At 41.3% G+C, this 17,909-nt stretch carries 15 protein-coding genes; 6 read left to right on the forward strand and 9 right to left on the reverse strand.

Annotated features, from left to right (window positions below; genetic code table 11):
- Positions 1–332: 332 nt before the first annotated feature.
- Positions 333–1,607, forward strand: a complete 1,275-nt coding sequence (locus G1O98_RS06760) for a proton extrusion protein PcxA (RefSeq protein ID WP_163927899.1) — start codon at positions 333–335, stop codon at positions 1,605–1,607.
- An 85-nt stretch (positions 1,608–1,692) separates the two neighbouring features.
- On the forward strand, positions 1,693–2,169 hold the full coding sequence (locus G1O98_RS06765; protein WP_163927901.1) for a hypothetical protein: 477 nt from the start codon (positions 1,693–1,695) through the stop codon (positions 2,167–2,169).
- Between the two features lie 156 nt (positions 2,170–2,325).
- On the opposite strand, the gene G1O98_RS06770 is transcribed toward G1O98_RS06765, so the two are convergent.
- The 3 genes from G1O98_RS06770 to hetZ form a co-directional block, all read right to left on the reverse strand.
- Positions 2,326–4,656 (reverse strand): DUF3488 and DUF4129 domain-containing transglutaminase family protein, encoded by a 2,331-nt coding sequence (locus G1O98_RS06770; protein WP_243458371.1) that lies wholly within the window; start codon positions 4,654–4,656, stop codon positions 2,326–2,328.
- 539 nt (positions 4,657–5,195) lie between these two features.
- Positions 5,196–6,173 (reverse strand): PatU, encoded by a 978-nt coding sequence (locus G1O98_RS06775; RefSeq protein ID WP_163927903.1) that lies wholly within the window; start codon positions 6,171–6,173, stop codon positions 5,196–5,198.
- Positions 6,166–7,371 carry a heterocyst differentiation protein HetZ gene (gene hetZ / locus G1O98_RS06780; protein ID WP_163927904.1) on the reverse strand — a complete coding sequence of 402 codons (1,206 nt, stop codon included), beginning with the start codon at positions 7,369–7,371 and terminating at the stop codon, positions 6,166–6,168. The genes G1O98_RS06775 and hetZ overlap by 8 nt, the downstream gene beginning before the upstream one ends.
- A gap of 204 nt (positions 7,372–7,575) precedes the next feature.
- Here hetZ and G1O98_RS06785 point away from each other — a divergent pair, with 204 nt between their 5' ends.
- The gene (locus G1O98_RS06785; protein WP_163927905.1) at positions 7,576–8,049 is read left to right on the forward strand and encodes a hypothetical protein; all 474 of its coding nucleotides are present in this window, start codon (positions 7,576–7,578) and stop codon (positions 8,047–8,049) included.
- Between the two features lie 291 nt (positions 8,050–8,340).
- Here the strand turns inward: G1O98_RS06785 and sds are convergent, their stop codons facing one another.
- Positions 8,341–9,312: a solanesyl diphosphate synthase gene (gene sds / locus G1O98_RS06790; RefSeq protein WP_163927907.1), complete on the reverse strand. Its 972-nt coding sequence runs from the start codon at positions 9,310–9,312 to the stop codon at positions 8,341–8,343.
- A 946-nt stretch (positions 9,313–10,258) separates the two neighbouring features.
- Here sds and G1O98_RS06795 point away from each other — a divergent pair.
- Entirely contained in the window at positions 10,259–10,456 is a 198-nt protein-coding gene (locus tag G1O98_RS06795; protein ID WP_163927909.1) for a hypothetical protein, read from the forward strand.
- Between the two features lie 691 nt (positions 10,457–11,147).
- Here the strand turns inward: G1O98_RS06795 and mreD are convergent.
- From mreD to G1O98_RS06810, 3 genes are all read right to left on the reverse strand, one after another.
- The gene (gene mreD, locus G1O98_RS06800; protein WP_163927912.1) at positions 11,148–11,765 is read right to left on the reverse strand and encodes a rod shape-determining protein MreD; all 618 of its coding nucleotides are present in this window, start codon (positions 11,763–11,765) and stop codon (positions 11,148–11,150) included.
- Between the two features lie 26 nt (positions 11,766–11,791).
- Positions 11,792–12,601, reverse strand: a complete 810-nt coding sequence (gene mreC, locus G1O98_RS06805; RefSeq protein WP_163927913.1) for a rod shape-determining protein MreC — start codon at positions 12,599–12,601, stop codon at positions 11,792–11,794.
- 99 nt (positions 12,602–12,700) lie between these two features.
- A complete protein-coding gene (locus G1O98_RS06810) occupies positions 12,701–13,708 on the reverse strand; it encodes a rod shape-determining protein (RefSeq protein WP_094330992.1) in 1,008 nt (335 codons plus the stop codon).
- Positions 13,709–14,071: 363 nt separating this feature from the next.
- Here G1O98_RS06810 and G1O98_RS06815 point away from each other — a divergent pair, with 363 nt between their 5' ends.
- The gene (locus tag G1O98_RS06815) at positions 14,072–14,431 is read left to right on the forward strand and encodes a single-stranded DNA-binding protein (RefSeq protein WP_012408517.1); all 360 of its coding nucleotides are present in this window, start codon (positions 14,072–14,074) and stop codon (positions 14,429–14,431) included.
- Between the two features lie 70 nt (positions 14,432–14,501).
- On the opposite strand, the gene G1O98_RS06820 is transcribed toward G1O98_RS06815, so the two are convergent.
- Positions 14,502–15,242, reverse strand: coding sequence for an SIMPL domain-containing protein (locus tag G1O98_RS06820; RefSeq protein WP_163927915.1), 741 nt, complete (start codon positions 15,240–15,242; stop codon positions 14,502–14,504).
- 430 nt (positions 15,243–15,672) lie between these two features.
- Between G1O98_RS06820 and G1O98_RS06825 the strand changes: the two genes are divergently transcribed.
- Positions 15,673–17,151, forward strand: coding sequence for a cation:proton antiporter (locus G1O98_RS06825; RefSeq protein WP_163927916.1), 1,479 nt, complete (start codon positions 15,673–15,675; stop codon positions 17,149–17,151).
- 515 nt (positions 17,152–17,666) lie between these two features.
- On the opposite strand, the gene G1O98_RS39425 is transcribed toward G1O98_RS06825, so the two are convergent.
- On the reverse strand, positions 17,667–17,909 hold a 243-nt coding region (locus tag G1O98_RS39425; RefSeq protein WP_207794491.1), incomplete at its 5' end, for a hypothetical protein.

The raw sequence follows: 17,909 nt of genomic DNA on the forward strand, positions 1-17,909 counted from the left end.
TCGACTGGCGCAAGGTGGCGCAAGGTTGGGGGGATCGATAACGTTTTGCTACCGACGAAAGGACTTTTAAAACATCCTCTAAGGCTTGCTTCCCATAAAGTTGAATACTGAGTCTATTAATAAGCTAATCGTCATTTAAATTGCATCATTTTCATGGTAATAAAAGCTGCAAACCCTCTCCCTTGCTCCCTGCCCCCCTGCGATCTCAATGGGCAAATTAAATGCTTAACAGCTTACCTGCCTTAATAGTTAATAATATTTTAAACTAGGTATTACTTAATTTTCATATTTATATAACTATAATACACATGGTATAAATATTTATATATATAATGAAAAATCCATTTACCAAAACAGCAGAATTGCTTCGCCAAAATTTGCAAAAGTATTTGCGATCGCTTAACAATTGGTTTTTCGATACACCAGAAAGGGCACTCTTAGAAGCTCAACAAGCCGCTCAGAGAATTAAAAACATCGAAATAGAACATTTTGAAGGTAAAAAAATATCTCCAGAATCAGGAAAATATACTGAAACCGCGATGTCTTATTGGCAAGTCTACCTTGATAAAAACCTAACTATTATCAAGTTCAGGCTGGCAGAATTCCAACTTAGTCGGGGAATTGTCAATATCTCTAATTCTGTTTTATTAGAAAACCTGAAGGTGATTGATGAAGTTGTAGAGAAATATGCTATCAAAGATGAGCTGATTAGTAACAGTGAGTTATTGTCAAATTATGAACCACTAAAAGTTAATCAGAGTCAAATCAATAAGCAACCAGAATTATCTAATATTAAACGTCTGTCTCCAAATCAAAAAGCTAGAGCTTTGCCTGGGTCTATTGGCAGAACTATTAATAAAATTAAAGGAGATTTTTCACCACAGGGAGAAGAAGAATTTGTCAGAAATTACCGAATTTCTAAAAATAGAACAAGAATTGGTCTAAGATTTATACTCACTTTAATTATTGTTCCACTTTTGACTCAGATTTTATCTAAACAATTTTTAGTAATTCCTATATTAGAAAGTACTAGGAGCGAAAACACATCTCAAATTTTCATCAATTCTGACATGGAAAAAGAAGCTCTCCATGAATTATCTAATTTTCAAAAGAACTTGAAATTTGAATCTTTATTAAATAATGCACCAGCCATTTCTTCTGAGGTAATTCAAGAAAAAATAAAGGATAAAGCAATTGAGATAGCTAGGGAATTTAATCTAAAAACTAATAGTGCTGTTAGTAATGTTTTTGCTGATTTGATATCATTGGTTTCTTTTAGTATAATTATCGTTTATAGCAAAAGAGAAATTGTGATTGTCAAGTCTTTCATAGATACTATAGTTTATGGATTGAGCGATAGTGCTAAGGCTTTTATAATTATTCTATTTACAGATATATTCGTAGGATTCCACTCTCCAGATGGGTGGGAGGTTCTTCTGGAAGGATTTGCAGAACATTTAGGTTTGCCAGCCAGTAGAAATGCAATATTTTTATTTATTGCGACATTCCCTGTAATTTTAAACACTATCTTTAAGTACTGGATATTCCGCTATCTAAGTCGCTTATCTCCGTCGGCATTAGCAACATTAAAAGAGATGGATGAGTAATTTATAATTCATAATTATATTATTTTGATGCATTTTTCTAATGATTCGCTAGGCTATGTATATCCTAGTTTTTCTGAAGCGTACTATGGATTTTGAAAGTAAAGCCAATGCCCCAACTTCCACAGACAATATAGAGTTTGCTCAACAAACTACTAACCGTAAGCCATTGCAATTGCTGCGAGATACCGAGGCTTTACTACGCCGCCCAACTGTAGCAATACTGTCGCCGATTTTGCCACCAAAACTGAGCAATAAAGTCCAAGCAACCTCATCTTTGGCAGATGACTCCTTTAAGGAATTGGCAGAAATTGACCTAGACACTATTAGTGATTTTGAACTGCGACCTGTACGAATTCGTGTTGGCTTAAGCTTTGTTGGTTTTGGGGCACTGATGATATTAGTGCTACTACTGTACTTGAACACCTTGCATCCAGAACTCAGCACTGGTGAGCAGATTCGGCAATACTGGTATCAATATGTTTGGTTTGTTAGTTTGGGTGTTGCAGGGATGTTTATGTTGGGTCGGGAAGCAATGCGTCCTATGCCGAAACGACGGAAATAATTCTTAAGGAGGCAGGTTGAAAGACAGGTGTAGCTACAGCTATATTTGGTATTTTAGGATTTATTGCATTTAGAGTTTCTTCTATAGGCCTTACACAAAACATCGTATGAATTGAGGGTTAGCAAACACACGTAAGTTGATAACCCACAACTGAAGTTACTTATTAGCCTTACCAGCCTTTTTGATCCCTTGCCACCTTTGCCGCAGTCGCTTCAAGTTAGGCGGATGACCACCATAACGCCAGCCAACGTAAGCTTGGCTAATCTCATCTATTACCTCAGCAGTTGCTGGGGGATGATGCTGGTATGATCCTCTGGCATACTCTAAAGGTGTTTGTGCTGGATGTTTACCTAAACCTTTTTGGGTTGTCCATTGCAGCATTTGTTGATAAAGGCTTTCCATTGCTGGCAATTTCTTTAACCATCGGCGGTTGCGCCACTCTCGCCACTGACCCCAACCCAGCCAACCAAAAAAAGCCGCTGTAGTTGCCAAAATTAAGCCAGTTAATATACCAAACCAACCTTGAGAAAATAAAGCTAAAAACCAAGCGATCGCTCTAATTACCCACTTAAATATTGTCTCAAATACATTATTCAGTAAACCTGTTACTGGAGAAGGTAGCCATCCGGCAACCCAGTGCCATAACTGGCGCAATACACTAAAAGTCTGAGTATCTTCTATTGATGGAGGTATGAGGGGATGATTGGGAATCGGGTCAAAGGCAAACCAGCCATATTTGGGAAAATATACTTCTGTCATCGCATAAGCGTCTGTATTACGGACAACATATAGCCCTGTAAATGGATTAAATTCTCCTGAATTAAACCCTGCCACTAACCGCGCTGGGATACCAATGGAACGTAGCATCACCGTGAGAACTGTGGAGAAATGGTCTGGATAACCGCCTTTATATTTGAATAAAAAAGCTTCTACTAAATCATCTTTTTCTCCCAAATAAGGCAAATCTAAGGGATTTTGGGGAAGAGAGTAACGTTGTTTTAAATATTGAGCTAAGTAGAGAGCCTTTTCATAGGCTGAATCTAGGCTTTTAGAAGACTTTGTGACACCTTCTTGACTGTAGTTAGCAAGGATTTCTTCGGTGCGCTGTCGGACTTTTTCGGCAATTTCGGGAGGAATTTGCAGATAATACTTCTTAATCTGTCGCGGATAATTAGTAGAAGCTTGACCTAATTTAGTGCGATCGCGGTATGGTACTTCCGAAATTACTGTGTAGGTGAGTCCTTCTGATAATTCCACAGGCGATCGCAATCCATCTTCTTTATCAACCGCAACCATTGGTGTTGGAAAGTAAATCTCTTTGGGATAAGCCATTGCCGGAATTAGGTTAGGCAAGTCTGCTACTACTGTATAAGTTTGTACTATTTCTTGGGTTTTAGCAGTAGTCAGAGGTGGATTCAGGAAAATTTGGTAAGACCAAGGCGATCGCTTGATGGTCGTAACATCTTCATTACGGGAAACTTCCCATCCTTTACCCGTATAGCGGTCAAATCCTAGTACTCGCCAAAAACCCTCAGCTTGCGATCGCACCCGCATCACAACTTTAGGTTTCATCTCACCGCGCAGATTTTGATTAATTTGGCTATTAAAACCGTAATAAAAATTATTATCTACCTTACCTGGTTGACCAGCTTTATTTTGTCCTGTACCACCGCTACCACTGCCTTGATTATCACCTTTACCTTGGCGGACATAACCGGGATTAATGATACTACGACCTGTGAAATTACTTTTTACTTGAATAGTAGAACTTACAGGAAAATTCCGTAATTGATAACCGGGAAATCTTGGTAAAACAGCAAAAATTGCCAGTCCCAGACAGACAATTAGTAAAAAAGTCAGAGTTAAAAATTTAAAATTAAGAGTTGAAGAATTCTTTGGGTTGAATTTTTCCTTTTGAGTTTTTAATGGCTGCAAACCCAAGCGTGAGCGATAATCTAGCACTAAAGTTGGCAGAGCGATCGCTAAAAATAACAGCAACACAGGTGCAAATGCTAAAGTCTGACTTAGCGTTGCCGCCACACCTAATAAAATCAGTCCTATAACAATCGAATAGCCCAAATTTTTCCGGCGGGGTGTATCAAAGCTATGTAACACCTGGAGTTGAATCAATAACTCCGCCAAACCCAACCGCGTATCATTCAACTCTCCCACTAACCGCCCAAAGAAAGCACCTAGGGCTACTAACATTCCGATAGCGATGCAAAACTGAACTGCAACATTGGCATCACGGCGACGATAGTAACTCCAAGCTGCACCCAATACACTTAGGGGTAACGCCCAAAAACTGAATGAAGTCTCGGCGGCGATATCTGTCGCCCCAATTCCCAAAATAACCAATGCTAGCACCAGCATCCGCAAGGAAATTGAATCTTCCACTTCTGTCAAAGGCGATCGCTGCAAATTTTGCCGCCAGAAATTAACCACAGGGACACGCCAAAACCGATTCATCCTGGATAAGTTGAGCATTTCGAGTCTAAGTTATAGATGCCACGCAAACAATGTTAAGGACGAAACTATTCGCCCTACTTTAAAGTATTCCCGCTAGAAGAAGTTTTATTATCCTGCCTTCATTCATCTATCAAGGTTTAGCGCCTATTTTTACAAAATAAAAAGGTTGAAAACTCTGTTTTCAACCTTTGCTTCCCTTCTCCTGTCGTAGGGTTTCATTGTGCCAAGAGTGAACATAGTTTCATATAAAAAAGCACAATCGAATAAATTCGTTGTGAAAAATTGGTTGCTTGGTAAAATAGAGGCGAAATCAGCACAACAAATTAACTCGTTCCCCAGGCTTTGCTAGTAACCGAATGGACTGACGAGTATTAACGAACATTCAATTTATGGGATGGAGGGTGAGTCTACACCACTGGTTAAATGTAACCACGCCTAAGTATAAGTAAGCACCCTGTTGCTAGTAGTATCTAGAGACTGAAAAACCCCCAAGGCAACAGCTAGGGAATAGTTACCTTAAGATATGCGGCATTACGTACTAGCCGTGGTAATTAAGATTACACAGTGGGATTAATGACAAACAAAAGCGGCTGTTGGTCTATTTCGGGAAACTCAACTTCCAGAGTATAAGTTGGGTTAAGTTGCTCACAACCTAACTCTACACTTAAGTATCCCGAAGTCGAAGATGTTGCCATTGCTAAAGTGCCACTTCCACGAAGTATCAAAGTTCCTTTAACAGGTAACTCAGCTTGAACAAGTAACTTCGTAAGTTTACCTTCAGACTTATACTCTACTCTGATGTTCAAATTACCGACAGTGGTTAGCCATTGTCTTTCTACCACTGGACTGGTTGCTGAAAGTGGTAGAGTCAAATTTTCCAGCAGTTGTTTAGCTGCCAGCAACGACAAAGCCATCTGTTGACGCGGCTGTAAATCTGAGTAATCGCTCTGAATATTGGGCATTGTCTCTAGAGTACTGACAGAGCGATAGGTACTTCTTAGAACCAATCCAGCTATATCATTTAATGCTTGAGACTCGTTGGGAAAAAAGTTCTCCACCACTTGAACTAATTTTGCCCCTAGAGGAACTGAAGATGTCACCAATGCCTGACACTGTTCTAGCAATTGCTGGAAAACTCTCTCCGGCAAGGGGCAAGGCAGTTTCAGTTTCGACTGTTGTACCATCCATCCCCAGGTAGGAACGAGCGTCATTGACGGCTCATCAACAAAATCGGGATAGTCGATTAATTGTGTTTCCCAGGGAAACAAAGGTGGGTGGTCTTGAGCTTGGATTTGTAACCGATGTTTAATGACGGCTTGAAAACGATCTTGCACAGTAGGAATTTCTCCCAATTGAAGGGTCTGGGGCGTTCCTCCCAATTTTGGCTCACTGCTTTTTGAAGCAGTGGCTTCATTGATGAGTTTTTTTACCCCGTCATTTTCCTCAGATTCTACCGATTGCTCGTTATTTTTGACATCATCTGTCAATAACCAACCGAGATACTGGTATTGTGAGGATTCTGAGTCACTATTCATGAGTAGATGCACCTGATCCGGACACTAATGAGTTACGAATTTCCCAAGCTTGCTCAAGAATCTTAAACCATCGTTTTTGAAGTTGTGCCATTGACAGCCCTAAACTTTTGGCGATTTTTTCATCGGCTTGTCCTTGCTGCTTCAACTCTAATAAAGACCGTTGCTTATTGTCCAGCTGTGCTGTGTATACTTGCCATTGCTGGGGAGTTAAGCCCAAATTGGTGTGCAAAGAAGCTTCCAGCCACTCGTGAACTAATTCCCAACGGTGTAATAAAGCAAACCGAATTAAATGATACTTGAAGCGCTGCTGTAAGTAATCTCTCTGACGAGGGGTTAAACCTAAAATCGATTCTATCTCTTGTGCTGAGAGATCCTGGAGGCGGAGGGAAAAGTAATCAGCACAGTCAGATTGTTGTCGTTGTTCGAGATAATTCATTAATTCTGTAACCACAACCGAACGCAAGGTATCTTCTTCAGGTTCGGGTTCGGCTTGCGTTGCCATTGTGGAGCGCAATTGATGCACTGCGGGTTCTTCCCAAGAACCATCACCTTCGTTATTGCTACCTTCTGCGGCTTGTTCTATATCTACGCTGGTTTCTGGGGGCTGCTGTTGAGAAAAAGTTTGTGCCCGCAGGATAATTAGCTGCTGCTGACGGCCTGGTAAGGGAATGCGTCGTTTGCCGTAGCGCTCGGTAAATGCCATGTACTCAGACAATTCTAGAAGCGTCTGAGGGCGATAAGTAGCACCAAGTTGATTTTCTCGGCGGAAAGCGTTTAATGCTTCCAGATAAAAACTTTGTAAAAAATCTTCGATTATAGTCAGTCGCCCTTGATAACTCAATTGCTTCTGAGGCGGATTAATGTATCGATAAATAATTGCACTCAGAGTACTGTGTAATTCTACTCTGCCCCGATTTGAACCCAACTGATAGTACCTGAGACACTGTTGTAGCCGATGCCGAGCCAGGGTCATCGCCGAGCTTTCTACAGTTCCAGAAGCTTGAATACGTTTGCTCTCATGGCAAATCCGATATACTTCGGTGGTAATACGTGTTGCTACATCATGGCAATTCTGTTCCGAAGCTTTGGTCGATTGTTGAAACTCCTTGGATAGGAGTTGAAAGATCACCTCCACGCCTTTAGAATTTTCTCCCAGAATATTTGCAGATGGAATTGTTGCGGTTGCGGCTGAATTCATAGTCTCAGTTTTCAAAAGACCTTAAGTATTTAAATACAACCTGTACGACTGTGGGTATTGGCTTTTTTGGTTTTACGTATAAGCTAAACGCAGACCAATCCTACATTCAGGATATGGCTGATTTTATTATTCCCAACTTGGATGGGATTGTTCACACTTTGATAGATGTTATTGCCATTACCCAGGAGCCGTATACAAGTCATTATGGATTTAGAAGCACAAATTCAATTGCTGATTGACAATGCACCCCGCGATGGTATAACACCAAATCTGATTGCAGCAATTGCTCCTGCCCTTAGAGCGATCGCTCAAAAATTACGTCACTCCCAGTACTATATTCTCCAAAATTCGGAGTCAAGCTGGGTTTTAACTACCTTGAGCAATCGTGCTAATCCAGGATTGGAAAAGCGCGTTATTTACGCTTTCCCTACCATACAGGATGTCTCTCTAATTTCCCCTGCTGGGCTTGACCCTCAAATGCTAGCTAAAATTGTTCCTGTCACCCATATTTTGTTCCAATTGGTGGCATTGGAACCCGTAGATAGTATCCTTTTTTTGGAAACGCCGGGTAAGACCACTCATACCGTTGAAATTCGGCGAACTGCTCTAGAAAAACTCATGCAACAAAGGTTGCGGCAGCAGCGATCGCCTAAACAGGTACCCCCTGATATTGCATAGAAAAATTTGGGATGTGGGATTTTTTAGATACAATCCCACATCCCAAATTTTAAAGCTCAAATTTATTTGAAAAAGTTTTTGATGAAAAGAAATTAATGCCAATTACTACCCTTTTAGTTCTTTAAAGAACCAGGCATCGGCTTAATCTAAAATTGCTGAACAAACAGTTATCAGTGAACATTTTTCAAAATTTAACTGACAACTGAGCCAAATTTCCCCACCTTAGAACATCTGGTAGGTTTAACTTGGCATCTAAAACCCCATTTTGTACCTAATAACTAAATAACTGAGTTAATAGAGGCGACTCAGTGTGTACTCAGCTATGTTAATTAATGCCTGGTGAGATTCTGAGGGTGGGAGAACTGCAAGATGTTCAATTGCTAACTTAGCATGGTGAGCAGCTAACTCCCGCGCCTGGTGTATGCCTTGACTATCTTGAATTAGTGCTAGTGCTTGCTCTAAATCTCCATCTTGAGCAAACTCTCGGTCAATTAGCACTTCCAAGGATGATTTTTCCGCTAAAGCAAATAAAACGGGCGCAGTCAGATTACCACTTTTGAGATCAGACCCCACTGGTTTACCCAAGGTATCTGTCGTACTGGTGAAATCTAGAATGTCGTCAACGATTTGAAATGCTATACCAAAATGACGACCGTAGCTATACAGATGCTCAACAGTTTCCCGCGAGACTTCACTAAGTAACCCAGCAGCTTTAGAACTGTTGGCGATTAATGAAGCTGTTTTGTAATAACTCTTCTGGAGGTAAGTTTCAATAGAGATACCAGCATCAAAACGATTTAGTCCCTGCTGGATCTCCCCAGTAGCCAGATCCATAATGACTTCTGAGAGGAGTTTAACAACCTCCAAATTGTCCAAGTTTGCTAAATACCAGGACGATTGGGCAAAAAGAAAATCTCCTGCTAATATGGCAATGCGATTACCGAACAAACTATGAACGGTAGGAACGCCTCGCCGCACGTCTGATTCATCTACCACATCGTCATGTACCAAGCTTGCTGTGTGAATCATTTCTGTAATCTCAGCTAGGCGGCGATGACGCGGTGTAATATCTTGCTCTAACATTGTTGCCCGCGATATTAGCAGGACAATTGCTGGTCTGATACGCTTTCCCCCAGCTCCGAATAAATGTTCGGCTGCTGCAAACAAAATGGGGTGGCGATTTCCAACTAGCTGTTTTAGGTTATCTGCTAGTAGTCGCAGGTCTGCTTCCACAGGGGTAAACAGGGAGGTGGCTGGGGTCATGGATGGGCGGACTCTGACTTAGGTTACGAAAGTTTACATATCCTACACTCATTTTAAGATAACCCTGTGCCAGCGCAAAGTTTTCATAAGACAATCCCATTTTCATGAGTCTATCGGTGATAATTAAGGTTGCCAATAGTTTTGTCAATAAGTAATTATGCTTAATTTTTGAGAGAATCATATTTTAAACTAACTGAAAACATGACTTTTCAGTACACGAAGACAAACACCAGTTGTAATTCTATTAAGTAGTTTGCAAGTACAAGTTTACCGCCACAGATCAAAGCAAAGTTTAAGCAATATTACTTATTGACAAAATGGATATAATTTAAATTGAGTTGCAAATAGATAAAACTAAATTTCTTCAGAACTGAAGTGTAGCTATTCAAAAAATTTGAAATTTAGCAGTGGAATGGGCTTCAAATTCAGGGTCGTTGTGTTACGCTAAAATATAGGAATTTTAAATTTTTAAGATGTTCACACCCCAAAGTAGTTCACTTACTAAGTGATTTTACTGGCTCGGTGATGTGAGTCTAAAATAATTAGTCGTAGCATAGATTAAGGGAATAATCCCTTTAATTTTTCCTACGATATGCAAAACTCCTGGTTTGGAGCTATGCTATATCCCTATGGGAAGCCGCTACACGTCTTCAGCGCACGTTGAGCGCAAGCATTGCTCTTTTCACAGCAGTGTGAGAAAAATAACGCAGATCAAGTAGACCGCTGAGAATCGTAGTTTTAGATTGCTAAACGGCAATCTAACTGCTGTGGATCTATGGTCTGCAAGAAGTCTCATTAGACAATAAATTCTTTGTCCGTAGAGAATTTTATCTCTATAGGTAATTTTACCATAGGAAGCTACAGCAATCAAGAATGTACTTGGTTGGCTGAGGTTCTACTAATTTTATGGAATTTTATATTCGTTTGAAAGGGTGCTAGTAGAACAATGATTTATGGAAGTATACCTATGATGATTTTTATTTTAGCGTCTGGATATTTGTTCACAGTCTACCTGTTATTGGCACTGGCAAAGCGAACGGGCACAAAGACTGTTGCTAAAAGTTTTCCTTCATCTGGCGAAGGAAAACACAAGCAGGAGATATCAGTAAGGGCAAAGGTGACTGAAGCTGTTAATAGTCAGTAGTGGGTAGTGAGGAGTTAAGAGTTATTAATTCAAAACTTTTAACTCTTAATACTGATTACATCTGAGGTTGCTTGCGAACAAGGGGATTTTGCCCCTTGCCTCACTAGCTTGATTCTGTAAAGTTTCACAAAGAATTGGCATAAACCTCGTCTAGCTCGAAAACTGTGGTTTTTCTGCCAAAAAATATAAAAAACATTAGAAATGCCCTTGGTCTAAATCGTTTTATTTGTTTGGGTCGTTTTTATCCTTTTTGTCCTTGGGATCTTTTTTAGGTTTTTTAACTTCTTTATTACTTTTTCTTTCCTTCGACATTAGCGTTCTCCAACTAGGTTATTCAGTGAAAGCTTCCATATTCTGCCGTCAGGAAATCAGGAGACGACTTACCTGATATTCTTGTAAGGCAAAAAAGAAAGTATCAAACATAAATGCTACTAACTACAATGATACGGTGTTGTTTGATTTAATGTAGCTTGAATCCATATTGCCAGAGTTTGCCCAAATTTCATCAAGATTCAGGTTACAGAGGAGAATTTTCTTTCCTGGCAATCATAACCTAAGTAAATCGGTTTAAATAATTAGAGATTTGCAAGATTTACGCAAATAATAACCAAAACCACACGTGGTAGGGGTAATATCATGAATTGCCTCTACCGCGTGTGGTTTTGCGTAAATTCTATTCTAACTCCCTTGACTATTGCTCCAACAATTTCATTCGTTGCCACCAACGATTGAGGGGATAATAGACCACGGGTGCCCACAGACTACTAAGAATGGCAGAGGCGAGGGCGACACGCTGGTAATATGTCCAAATATCTGTTACTTTGCGCTCATTTCCTATCAAAGTTAATTGCAACCCAAAGATAGTTTCTGCCAAAACTGCCATCACAAAGACAATTACAGCAATCGAAATAAAGTCTTCTTCAATAAAACGCTGTTTCTGGAGTAAACCAGTTAAAATTCCCACAATTCCTAAACTGATGGCGTGACTTGGGTTAGGTGCTGTCATGGAATCTTGAAGTAGCCCTAGAACTATACCTGCCAAGGCTCCGGCAAATACTGTGCGCTTCACACTCCAAGTTACCACCCAAATTAATAGCCAGTTAGGGCCAATTCCCAATAATTCCATACCTGGCAGGCGGGTTGGTAATAATAGTAAACATAACAGTACTGAACTAGCCGTCACTATCCAACTAAACAACTGCCGTACACCAGGATGCCAACGAGAAAGCGGCTGGATTCGGAATTTCGATTTTCGCTCTGACGATTTTGGCTTTTTCTGCCTGCTAATACCAAATGCAGGAATCTTCATTTTTCTATGGATTTTTAAGGGAGAATTTACTTAGAATTTTGCGGCAGTTGATTTACTGACTTTTCGTTTTCCGGCTCTTGGTTTTCTGGCTTTGGATAAACTGCTACCCAATCAAGAGAGCGGATTGGCGGAAAAAGCTCAATTTTCGCTACTGATGCGGGAAGTTTCTTTAAATCCAGCGACTTAATTCGTCCTACTGCCAAGCCAGATGGAAATTTCTGACTATAGGTAGATGTGGAAACTAAATCTCCTATCTTGACATTTGGGACTTTTTCATAAAACTCCAGCACAGCTTCGGCAGAAGAATCTCCTCGCAAAACGCCTTTAGCTGCTGTGCGGCTAACTGATACACCAACTTGACTCTTGAGGTCACTGATTAACAACACGCGGCTAGTATTGGGGGTTACACTCTCTACCAAACCGACTAATCCGCCATCGGCCTTGACTACAAAGCCTTCCTGAATCCCTGCATTTGCGCCGCGATTCAGAGTAACTTGTTGCCACCACTGGTCAGCACTACGCCCTACTACCCTGGCTGGAATTGGCCGTGATGCCAGTGGCTCTTTTTCCACATAGCCTAATAAATCTTGTAGCTTTGTCTTTTGACTTTCCAAATCTACTATACGGGTTTGCAATTCTAATATCCGGGCATCTCTAATACGTTCTTCTGGAGTTGGTCCTGACTGCAACATCTCTAATGGACGGGTAAGTGCCTGGTATGTCTCAAGCACCAATTCACCTTGAGTTTGTCGCAATACCCAAGCACTACCAACTACTAGAGCTAACAACCCGATTTGTAAGCCTTTACGATCCCACCAGCGCCGTATTGTAACCATATATACCTTTATCTACTTATACAATTAAGTTCTATTTGGATTCTATTTATATAGAACCCAAATAGAACTCAAATAGAACTCAAGTATGATATTTTTTTGCTACATATTGCGAGAGCTTTCGGTAACAACCCGTTCTAGCTGTTTGAAGTTTTCTAACACCCGACCTGTTCCCAGCACAACACAACAGAGAGGGTCGGCGGCAATGTGAGTCACAATCCCCGTTTCATGACTAATTAAGGTATCTATGCCTTTAAGCAAAGCACCACCCCCAGCTAACATAATCCCTCTGTCAATAATGTCTGCTGCTAGTTCTGGAGGTGTACGTTCCAGTGTCCGCTTCACAGCTTCTATAATTACTGATAGTGGTTCCAACATACTTTCACGGATTTCTGGGCCTTTGATGGTTACAGTTCGCGGTAGACCAGAAAGCAGGTGTAAGCCTCGGATTTCCATCATGGCATCATTATCATCATGGGTAGGATACGCAGAACCAAGCCGAATCTTGATGTCTTCAGCAGTCCGTTCACCAATGACTAAGTTATGAACTTTTTTAATATACTGAATGATTGAATCAGTTAGTTCATCCCCAGCAATGCGTACTGATTCGCTGATTACCGTGCCCTGAAGACTTAGCACCGCGACTTCGGTTGTACCACCACCAATATCGATAATCATGTTGCCAGTGGGTTCGGCAACAGGCAGTCCTGCACCAATGGCGGCAGCTACAGGTTCATCGATTAAATAAACTTTTCTTGCTCCTGCTTGGTGAGCTGCATCCATCACAGCCCGTCTTTCTACACCCGTGACCCCACTGGGAATACCAATAACAATTCGGGGTAGAATTAAAGATTTGCCTTCATTTACACGCTGAATAAAGCTTTTCAGCATTAGCTCGGCTATATCGAAATCAGCGATTACACCATCACGCAAGGGGCGGAGGGCAATCACATTTCCAGGTGTGCGGCCGAGCATTTTTTTGGCTTCTTCTCCTACTGCTAGTGCTACCTTTTCGTTGACATCGATAGCAACTACCGAAGGCTCTTGCAGTACAATACCTTTCCCAGATACATAAACCAGGGTGTTAGCAGTACCGAGGTCGATACCCATATCCCATGATGTGCGAAAGTTCCTAAAAATACCCACGCTTCTCTAAGCCCCCTATGTGCGATACTTCTTGACTACAACGGTAAGAGTGGATTCGATTATCTTTGTATCCTGAGTTCAGCAAACTAAACTATATTTTTATATGATTCCCAGGAATATTTACTATGTCTCAGGCCCTTGTTTTTTGATATTCTCTGGTTCGCTTAGTATATCCGTATACTTTTATGTGTTTCTCCAAGTAGTTATGTATAATTTTTCAATTCCACTATATTGTTAACTGTTTAACACATTATTTTCAAGTGTTTCACAATTCGCTATGATGAAAGTCGGAATTAACAAGTACACCTGTACTGAAAGGTAAAACCTATGAGTATCAATATTGTCACCCTTGTTGGCCGTGTAGGCGGCGACCCAGATATAAAATATTTTGAGTCTGGTAGTGTTAAGTGTAGATTGACATTAGCGGTAAAAAGGCGATCGCGCAACAGCGACGAACCTGACTGGTTCACTCTGGAATTATGGGATAAAACGGCTGAAGTAGCAGGTAATTATGTGCGTAAGGGCAGCTTAATTGGCATCAAAGGTTCCTTAAAGTTTGACACATGGAGCGATCGCCAAACAGGAGCAAACCGTTCTACACCAATTATTAGAGTAGACCAACTAGAATTATTAGGCTCTAAGCGCGATGGAGAGGGCGGTGGAGATATGTCTTCAGAACATTTTTAATTAATTGGGAATTGGGCATTGATTATTAGTCCTTTGCCCTCACAAATGACAAAGGACTAATGACAAATGACTAATAACTAATTTGTAAAGTCACCGATGCTTCCACTTCCTGTTCACCACCAACGACAGGGGTGGAAGAATCAGCTACTTTGGCAGCCTCAGCCCGTAAAAACATGGGTGGTGGAGGCGCAGTGGCATTATTAACTTGAATGCTGACTATTTCTTTGGATTTGAAACCCAAAGCACTGAAAACAGCATCAGCTTGCTGCTGGGCATCTTGGGTGGCTTCTTTTAATGCTTGTTTTTGAGCAGCTGCGATCGCTTCATCATTCGCAACAAAACTAATACCATTAATTTGTGTTGCACCCGCTTTCACTGCATCATCTAATAACGTACCAGCTTTTTCTGTGGGAATCCTAAAACTCACCGTGTTACTGGCAGCATAGCCTGTAATCCTCTGCACATTATTGGTGTAGCTGTAGACTGGATTCAAGCGGATACCAGTAGTTTGTAATTTTTCGACATTTTGGCTTTTGAGGAACGCAACTACAGCCGATGACTTCCGGGCTGCTTCTTGCTGTACCTCTTGTGCTGTTTTTCCCTGAATCTCCACTCCTAAGCTAACTTGCGCCAGGGTTGTCGGAATCGTTTCAACTCCACGACCACTGACACTAAGGGTTCGCCACATTTTCTCCTTCTCTTGCGCCAATGCAGGTAGTACAAAAGTTGCACATACTAGCAGGGCTAAAGGCAGTATTTTCCACAGGTTTCCAGATGGAAACTGAGAACCGGGTAAAGCGGCTCTAGTCATAAGATTTGCACTCCTCAAAGTATCCACAGATGTTTTTAATAAGCGTATTTAGCAATCTTCTGGCGGCTGTTAAAAGTCAACAGTCACCACAAGTTTTTCACAACTTAAGTGCAATCGCTAGATACGATTTGTATGTTCTTACTTTGACACTGCGATCGTCAAAAGCTGAAATGGTTACATTTTTTGATACTAAAAAAATTACACTAACATTTTTAAAGATTTTGTCCTGATGGAAAATTAATTCATCGACTTTGACTTGCTGCGGCTTCCTAGACTGTTTGTAGTCAGGGCTTCCGAAGTTTTCTGATAGCGCTTGGTTTAAGTAGACAAATGGCACAAATTAAGTTTTTGAACCTGCCAATAGCGTCTCCACAGATAGATGTTTTTCAGAAACACGTCAAAATCAAAGAGAAGGATTTTCACAGAACCCATGCATTTGTTAGATCCAATTAACTTCTCTTTTCCTCTGCTGGCTACTGCAACAGAAGCCGCAGACAGTTCAATGGTAGTAGCCGCAGTGCTACTCAGCTTAGTAGTCGTTTACCTCGCCAGCAAAGTTGGTGGAGAGTTATCAAACAAAGTGGGTTTGCCGCCCGTTTTAGGCGAACTAGTAGGTGGCGTGGTAGTTGGCATCTCTGTTTTCCACCTTTTAGTCTTTCCAGAAGGCAGCACAGACAGTTCTAACTCTTTGATCATGTCCTTCCTTCAAATCACTGCTGGTTTAAGTCCTGAAGCCACTCCAGCAGTGTTTGCAGCGCAGTCTGAGGTCATTTCTGTTTTGGCAGAGTTGGGTGTAATCATCCTGCTGTTTGAAATCGGTTTGGAGTCAAACTTAAAAGACTTAATGGCAGTTGGTATCCAAGCCACCGTCGTGGCAATAGTGGGGGTAGTAGTACCCTTTGCAGCTGGTACTGTGGGACTGATGACTTTATTTGGAATTGCTGCTATACCCGCGATTTTTGCTGGGGCGGCTTTGACTGCCACTAGTATCGGGATTACTTCCAAGGTGCTGTCAGAGTTGGGGCGGCTCAATTCTAGAGAAGGGCAGATTATTTTGGGTGCTGCTGTAATTGACGATGTTCTAGGAATCATCGTTTTGGCGGTAGTTGCCAGCCTCGCTAAAGATGGTGTGGTGGATGTCAGCAAAGTCATTTATTTGATTATCAGCGCCACTGGTTTTATTTTGGGAGCAATTCTACTAGGGAATGTTTTCAATAAGTCCTTTGTGGCGATCGCTGCTAAACTCAAAACACGCGGTGGACTGGTAATACCAGCATTCATCTTCGCCTTTGCTATGGCATACCTTGCCGCTGTCATCCACTTAGAAGCAATTTTGGGAGCTTTTGCGGCGGGTTTAGTCCTAGAAGAGACAGAGAAGCGCAAAGAATTGCAAATGCAAGTTTGTCCCATTGCTGATATGTTAGTGCCAATTTTCTTTGTGACTGTTGGGGCAAAAACCGATTTGGGAGTGTTAAACCCAGCAATTCCCGATAATCGAGAAGGTTTAATTATGGCAACTTTCCTGATTATAGTAGCCATTCTCGGTAAAGTAATCACAGGCTTAAGCGTGTTTGGTCAACCGGGAATCAACCGTTTAGCGATCGGTGTGGGGATGATTCCTAGAGGAGAAGTTGGATTAGTGTTTGCTGGTGTCGGCGCAGCCAGTGGCGCTCTCTCGAAACCACTAGGGGCGGCAATCATTATGATGGTTATCTTGACAACCTTTTTAGCTCCTCCTTTGTTACGATTTGTGTTCCCAGATCCAAAAACTGTGGATGCAGGCTCAAGTCAACTGGTTTTAGATGGTTCTTCTGGAACCTCGTTGGTAATTGAATCACCTAAGTCGAAGGTGCCAGCATCAAATGACAGTGGCAATTTGGAAGTAACTCCAGATTCTGGCGATCGCTAATCAAAATATTGGGTCAATTCTTACTGAGTTCTGAGTGATTTTCCCTCGGAACTCAGCACTCTAAATTCAGTAAAATCACCGTATTTTGAAGATTCTGTAATTATAAAGTGGAAACTTCTCTCTCCAAATTTCCGTCCCATCTGATTGTAGAATAATCGTCTGTTTATAATTTCTATCAGCATTCGGAATGTTATTTATTTCCAGTCTCCCTTGGTTTGTGAGCCATTATCGGAATATTTTCCAGGTAATTGGGGAGTAACACCCATAAATTTTGCTAGATCATCTGACAGTAATGGGAATTATCTACTTAGTGCATTGATGGCAAAAAATAAAAAACAGTTATCAGTAAACGGTTATCAGTTATTAGTTTTCTAGCTTCCTTGGGAGTCAGATTTCTCCACCTCCAAAGGTGGAAGATTTTATATTGGGATTTCAAGCAAATATGAAATCTAATAACTGATTTAAGCGTGTCTTTATACCAGCTTAAAAATCAAACAAGGCATCAAAGAGCGAGTTTAGGTGGTGACGGCGTGATGATTTCCCAATGAGTTGAGATATTGAACAAGAAAGAGGCAAGGGAGCAGGGAGCAGGGGAGATAGAACAGAAAGGGAATTCGACCCCACTTGTTGCGCTCAATCCCGAAGGGAACGAGAACTACTGGTGGAGAAGTGGGAGACTCAGACCCATTTTCCGCTCTGTTCCACAGCAGGAGGATGGAGTAATTTCCCCCTGCTCCCTTCTCCCTGCCCCTCTCCCC

It is taken from the genome of Nostoc sp. UIC 10630, from assembly GCF_010747425.1.
Classification (GTDB): domain Bacteria; phylum Cyanobacteriota; class Cyanobacteriia; order Cyanobacteriales; family Nostocaceae; genus Nostoc.

What these genes read in the sequence shown, in the direction of transcription:
- G1O98_RS06825 (WP_163927916.1), top strand. Translation starts at nt 15,673, where the DNA reads ATGCATTTGTTAGATCCAATTAACTTCTCTTTTCCTCTGCTGGCTACT.
- G1O98_RS06760 (WP_163927899.1), top strand. Translation starts at nt 333, where the DNA reads ATGAAAAATCCATTTACCAAAACAGCAGAATTGCTTCGCCAAAATTTG.
- mreD (WP_163927912.1), bottom strand. Translation starts at nt 11,765, where the DNA reads ATGAAGATTCCTGCATTTGGTATTAGCAGGCAGAAAAAGCCAAAATCG.
- G1O98_RS06770 (WP_243458371.1), bottom strand. Translation starts at nt 4,656, where the DNA reads ATGCTCAACTTATCCAGGATGAATCGGTTTTGGCGTGTCCCTGTGGTT.
- sds (WP_163927907.1), bottom strand. Translation starts at nt 9,312, where the DNA reads ATGACCCCAGCCACCTCCCTGTTTACCCCTGTGGAAGCAGACCTGCGA.
- G1O98_RS06795 (WP_163927909.1), top strand. Translation starts at nt 10,259, where the DNA reads ATGATTTATGGAAGTATACCTATGATGATTTTTATTTTAGCGTCTGGA.
- mreC (WP_163927913.1), bottom strand. Translation starts at nt 12,601, where the DNA reads ATGGTTACAATACGGCGCTGGTGGGATCGTAAAGGCTTACAAATCGGG.
- G1O98_RS06810 (WP_094330992.1), bottom strand. Translation starts at nt 13,708, where the DNA reads ATGGGTATCGACCTCGGTACTGCTAACACCCTGGTTTATGTATCTGGG.
- G1O98_RS06785 (WP_163927905.1), top strand. Translation starts at nt 7,576, where the DNA reads ATGGATTTAGAAGCACAAATTCAATTGCTGATTGACAATGCACCCCGC.
- G1O98_RS06775 (WP_163927903.1), bottom strand. Translation starts at nt 6,173, where the DNA reads ATGAATAGTGACTCAGAATCCTCACAATACCAGTATCTCGGTTGGTTA.
- hetZ (WP_163927904.1), bottom strand. Translation starts at nt 7,371, where the DNA reads ATGAATTCAGCCGCAACCGCAACAATTCCATCTGCAAATATTCTGGGA.
- G1O98_RS06765 (WP_163927901.1), top strand. Translation starts at nt 1,693, where the DNA reads ATGGATTTTGAAAGTAAAGCCAATGCCCCAACTTCCACAGACAATATA.
- G1O98_RS06820 (WP_163927915.1), bottom strand. Translation starts at nt 15,242, where the DNA reads ATGACTAGAGCCGCTTTACCCGGTTCTCAGTTTCCATCTGGAAACCTG.
- G1O98_RS06815 (WP_012408517.1), top strand. Translation starts at nt 14,072, where the DNA reads ATGAGTATCAATATTGTCACCCTTGTTGGCCGTGTAGGCGGCGACCCA.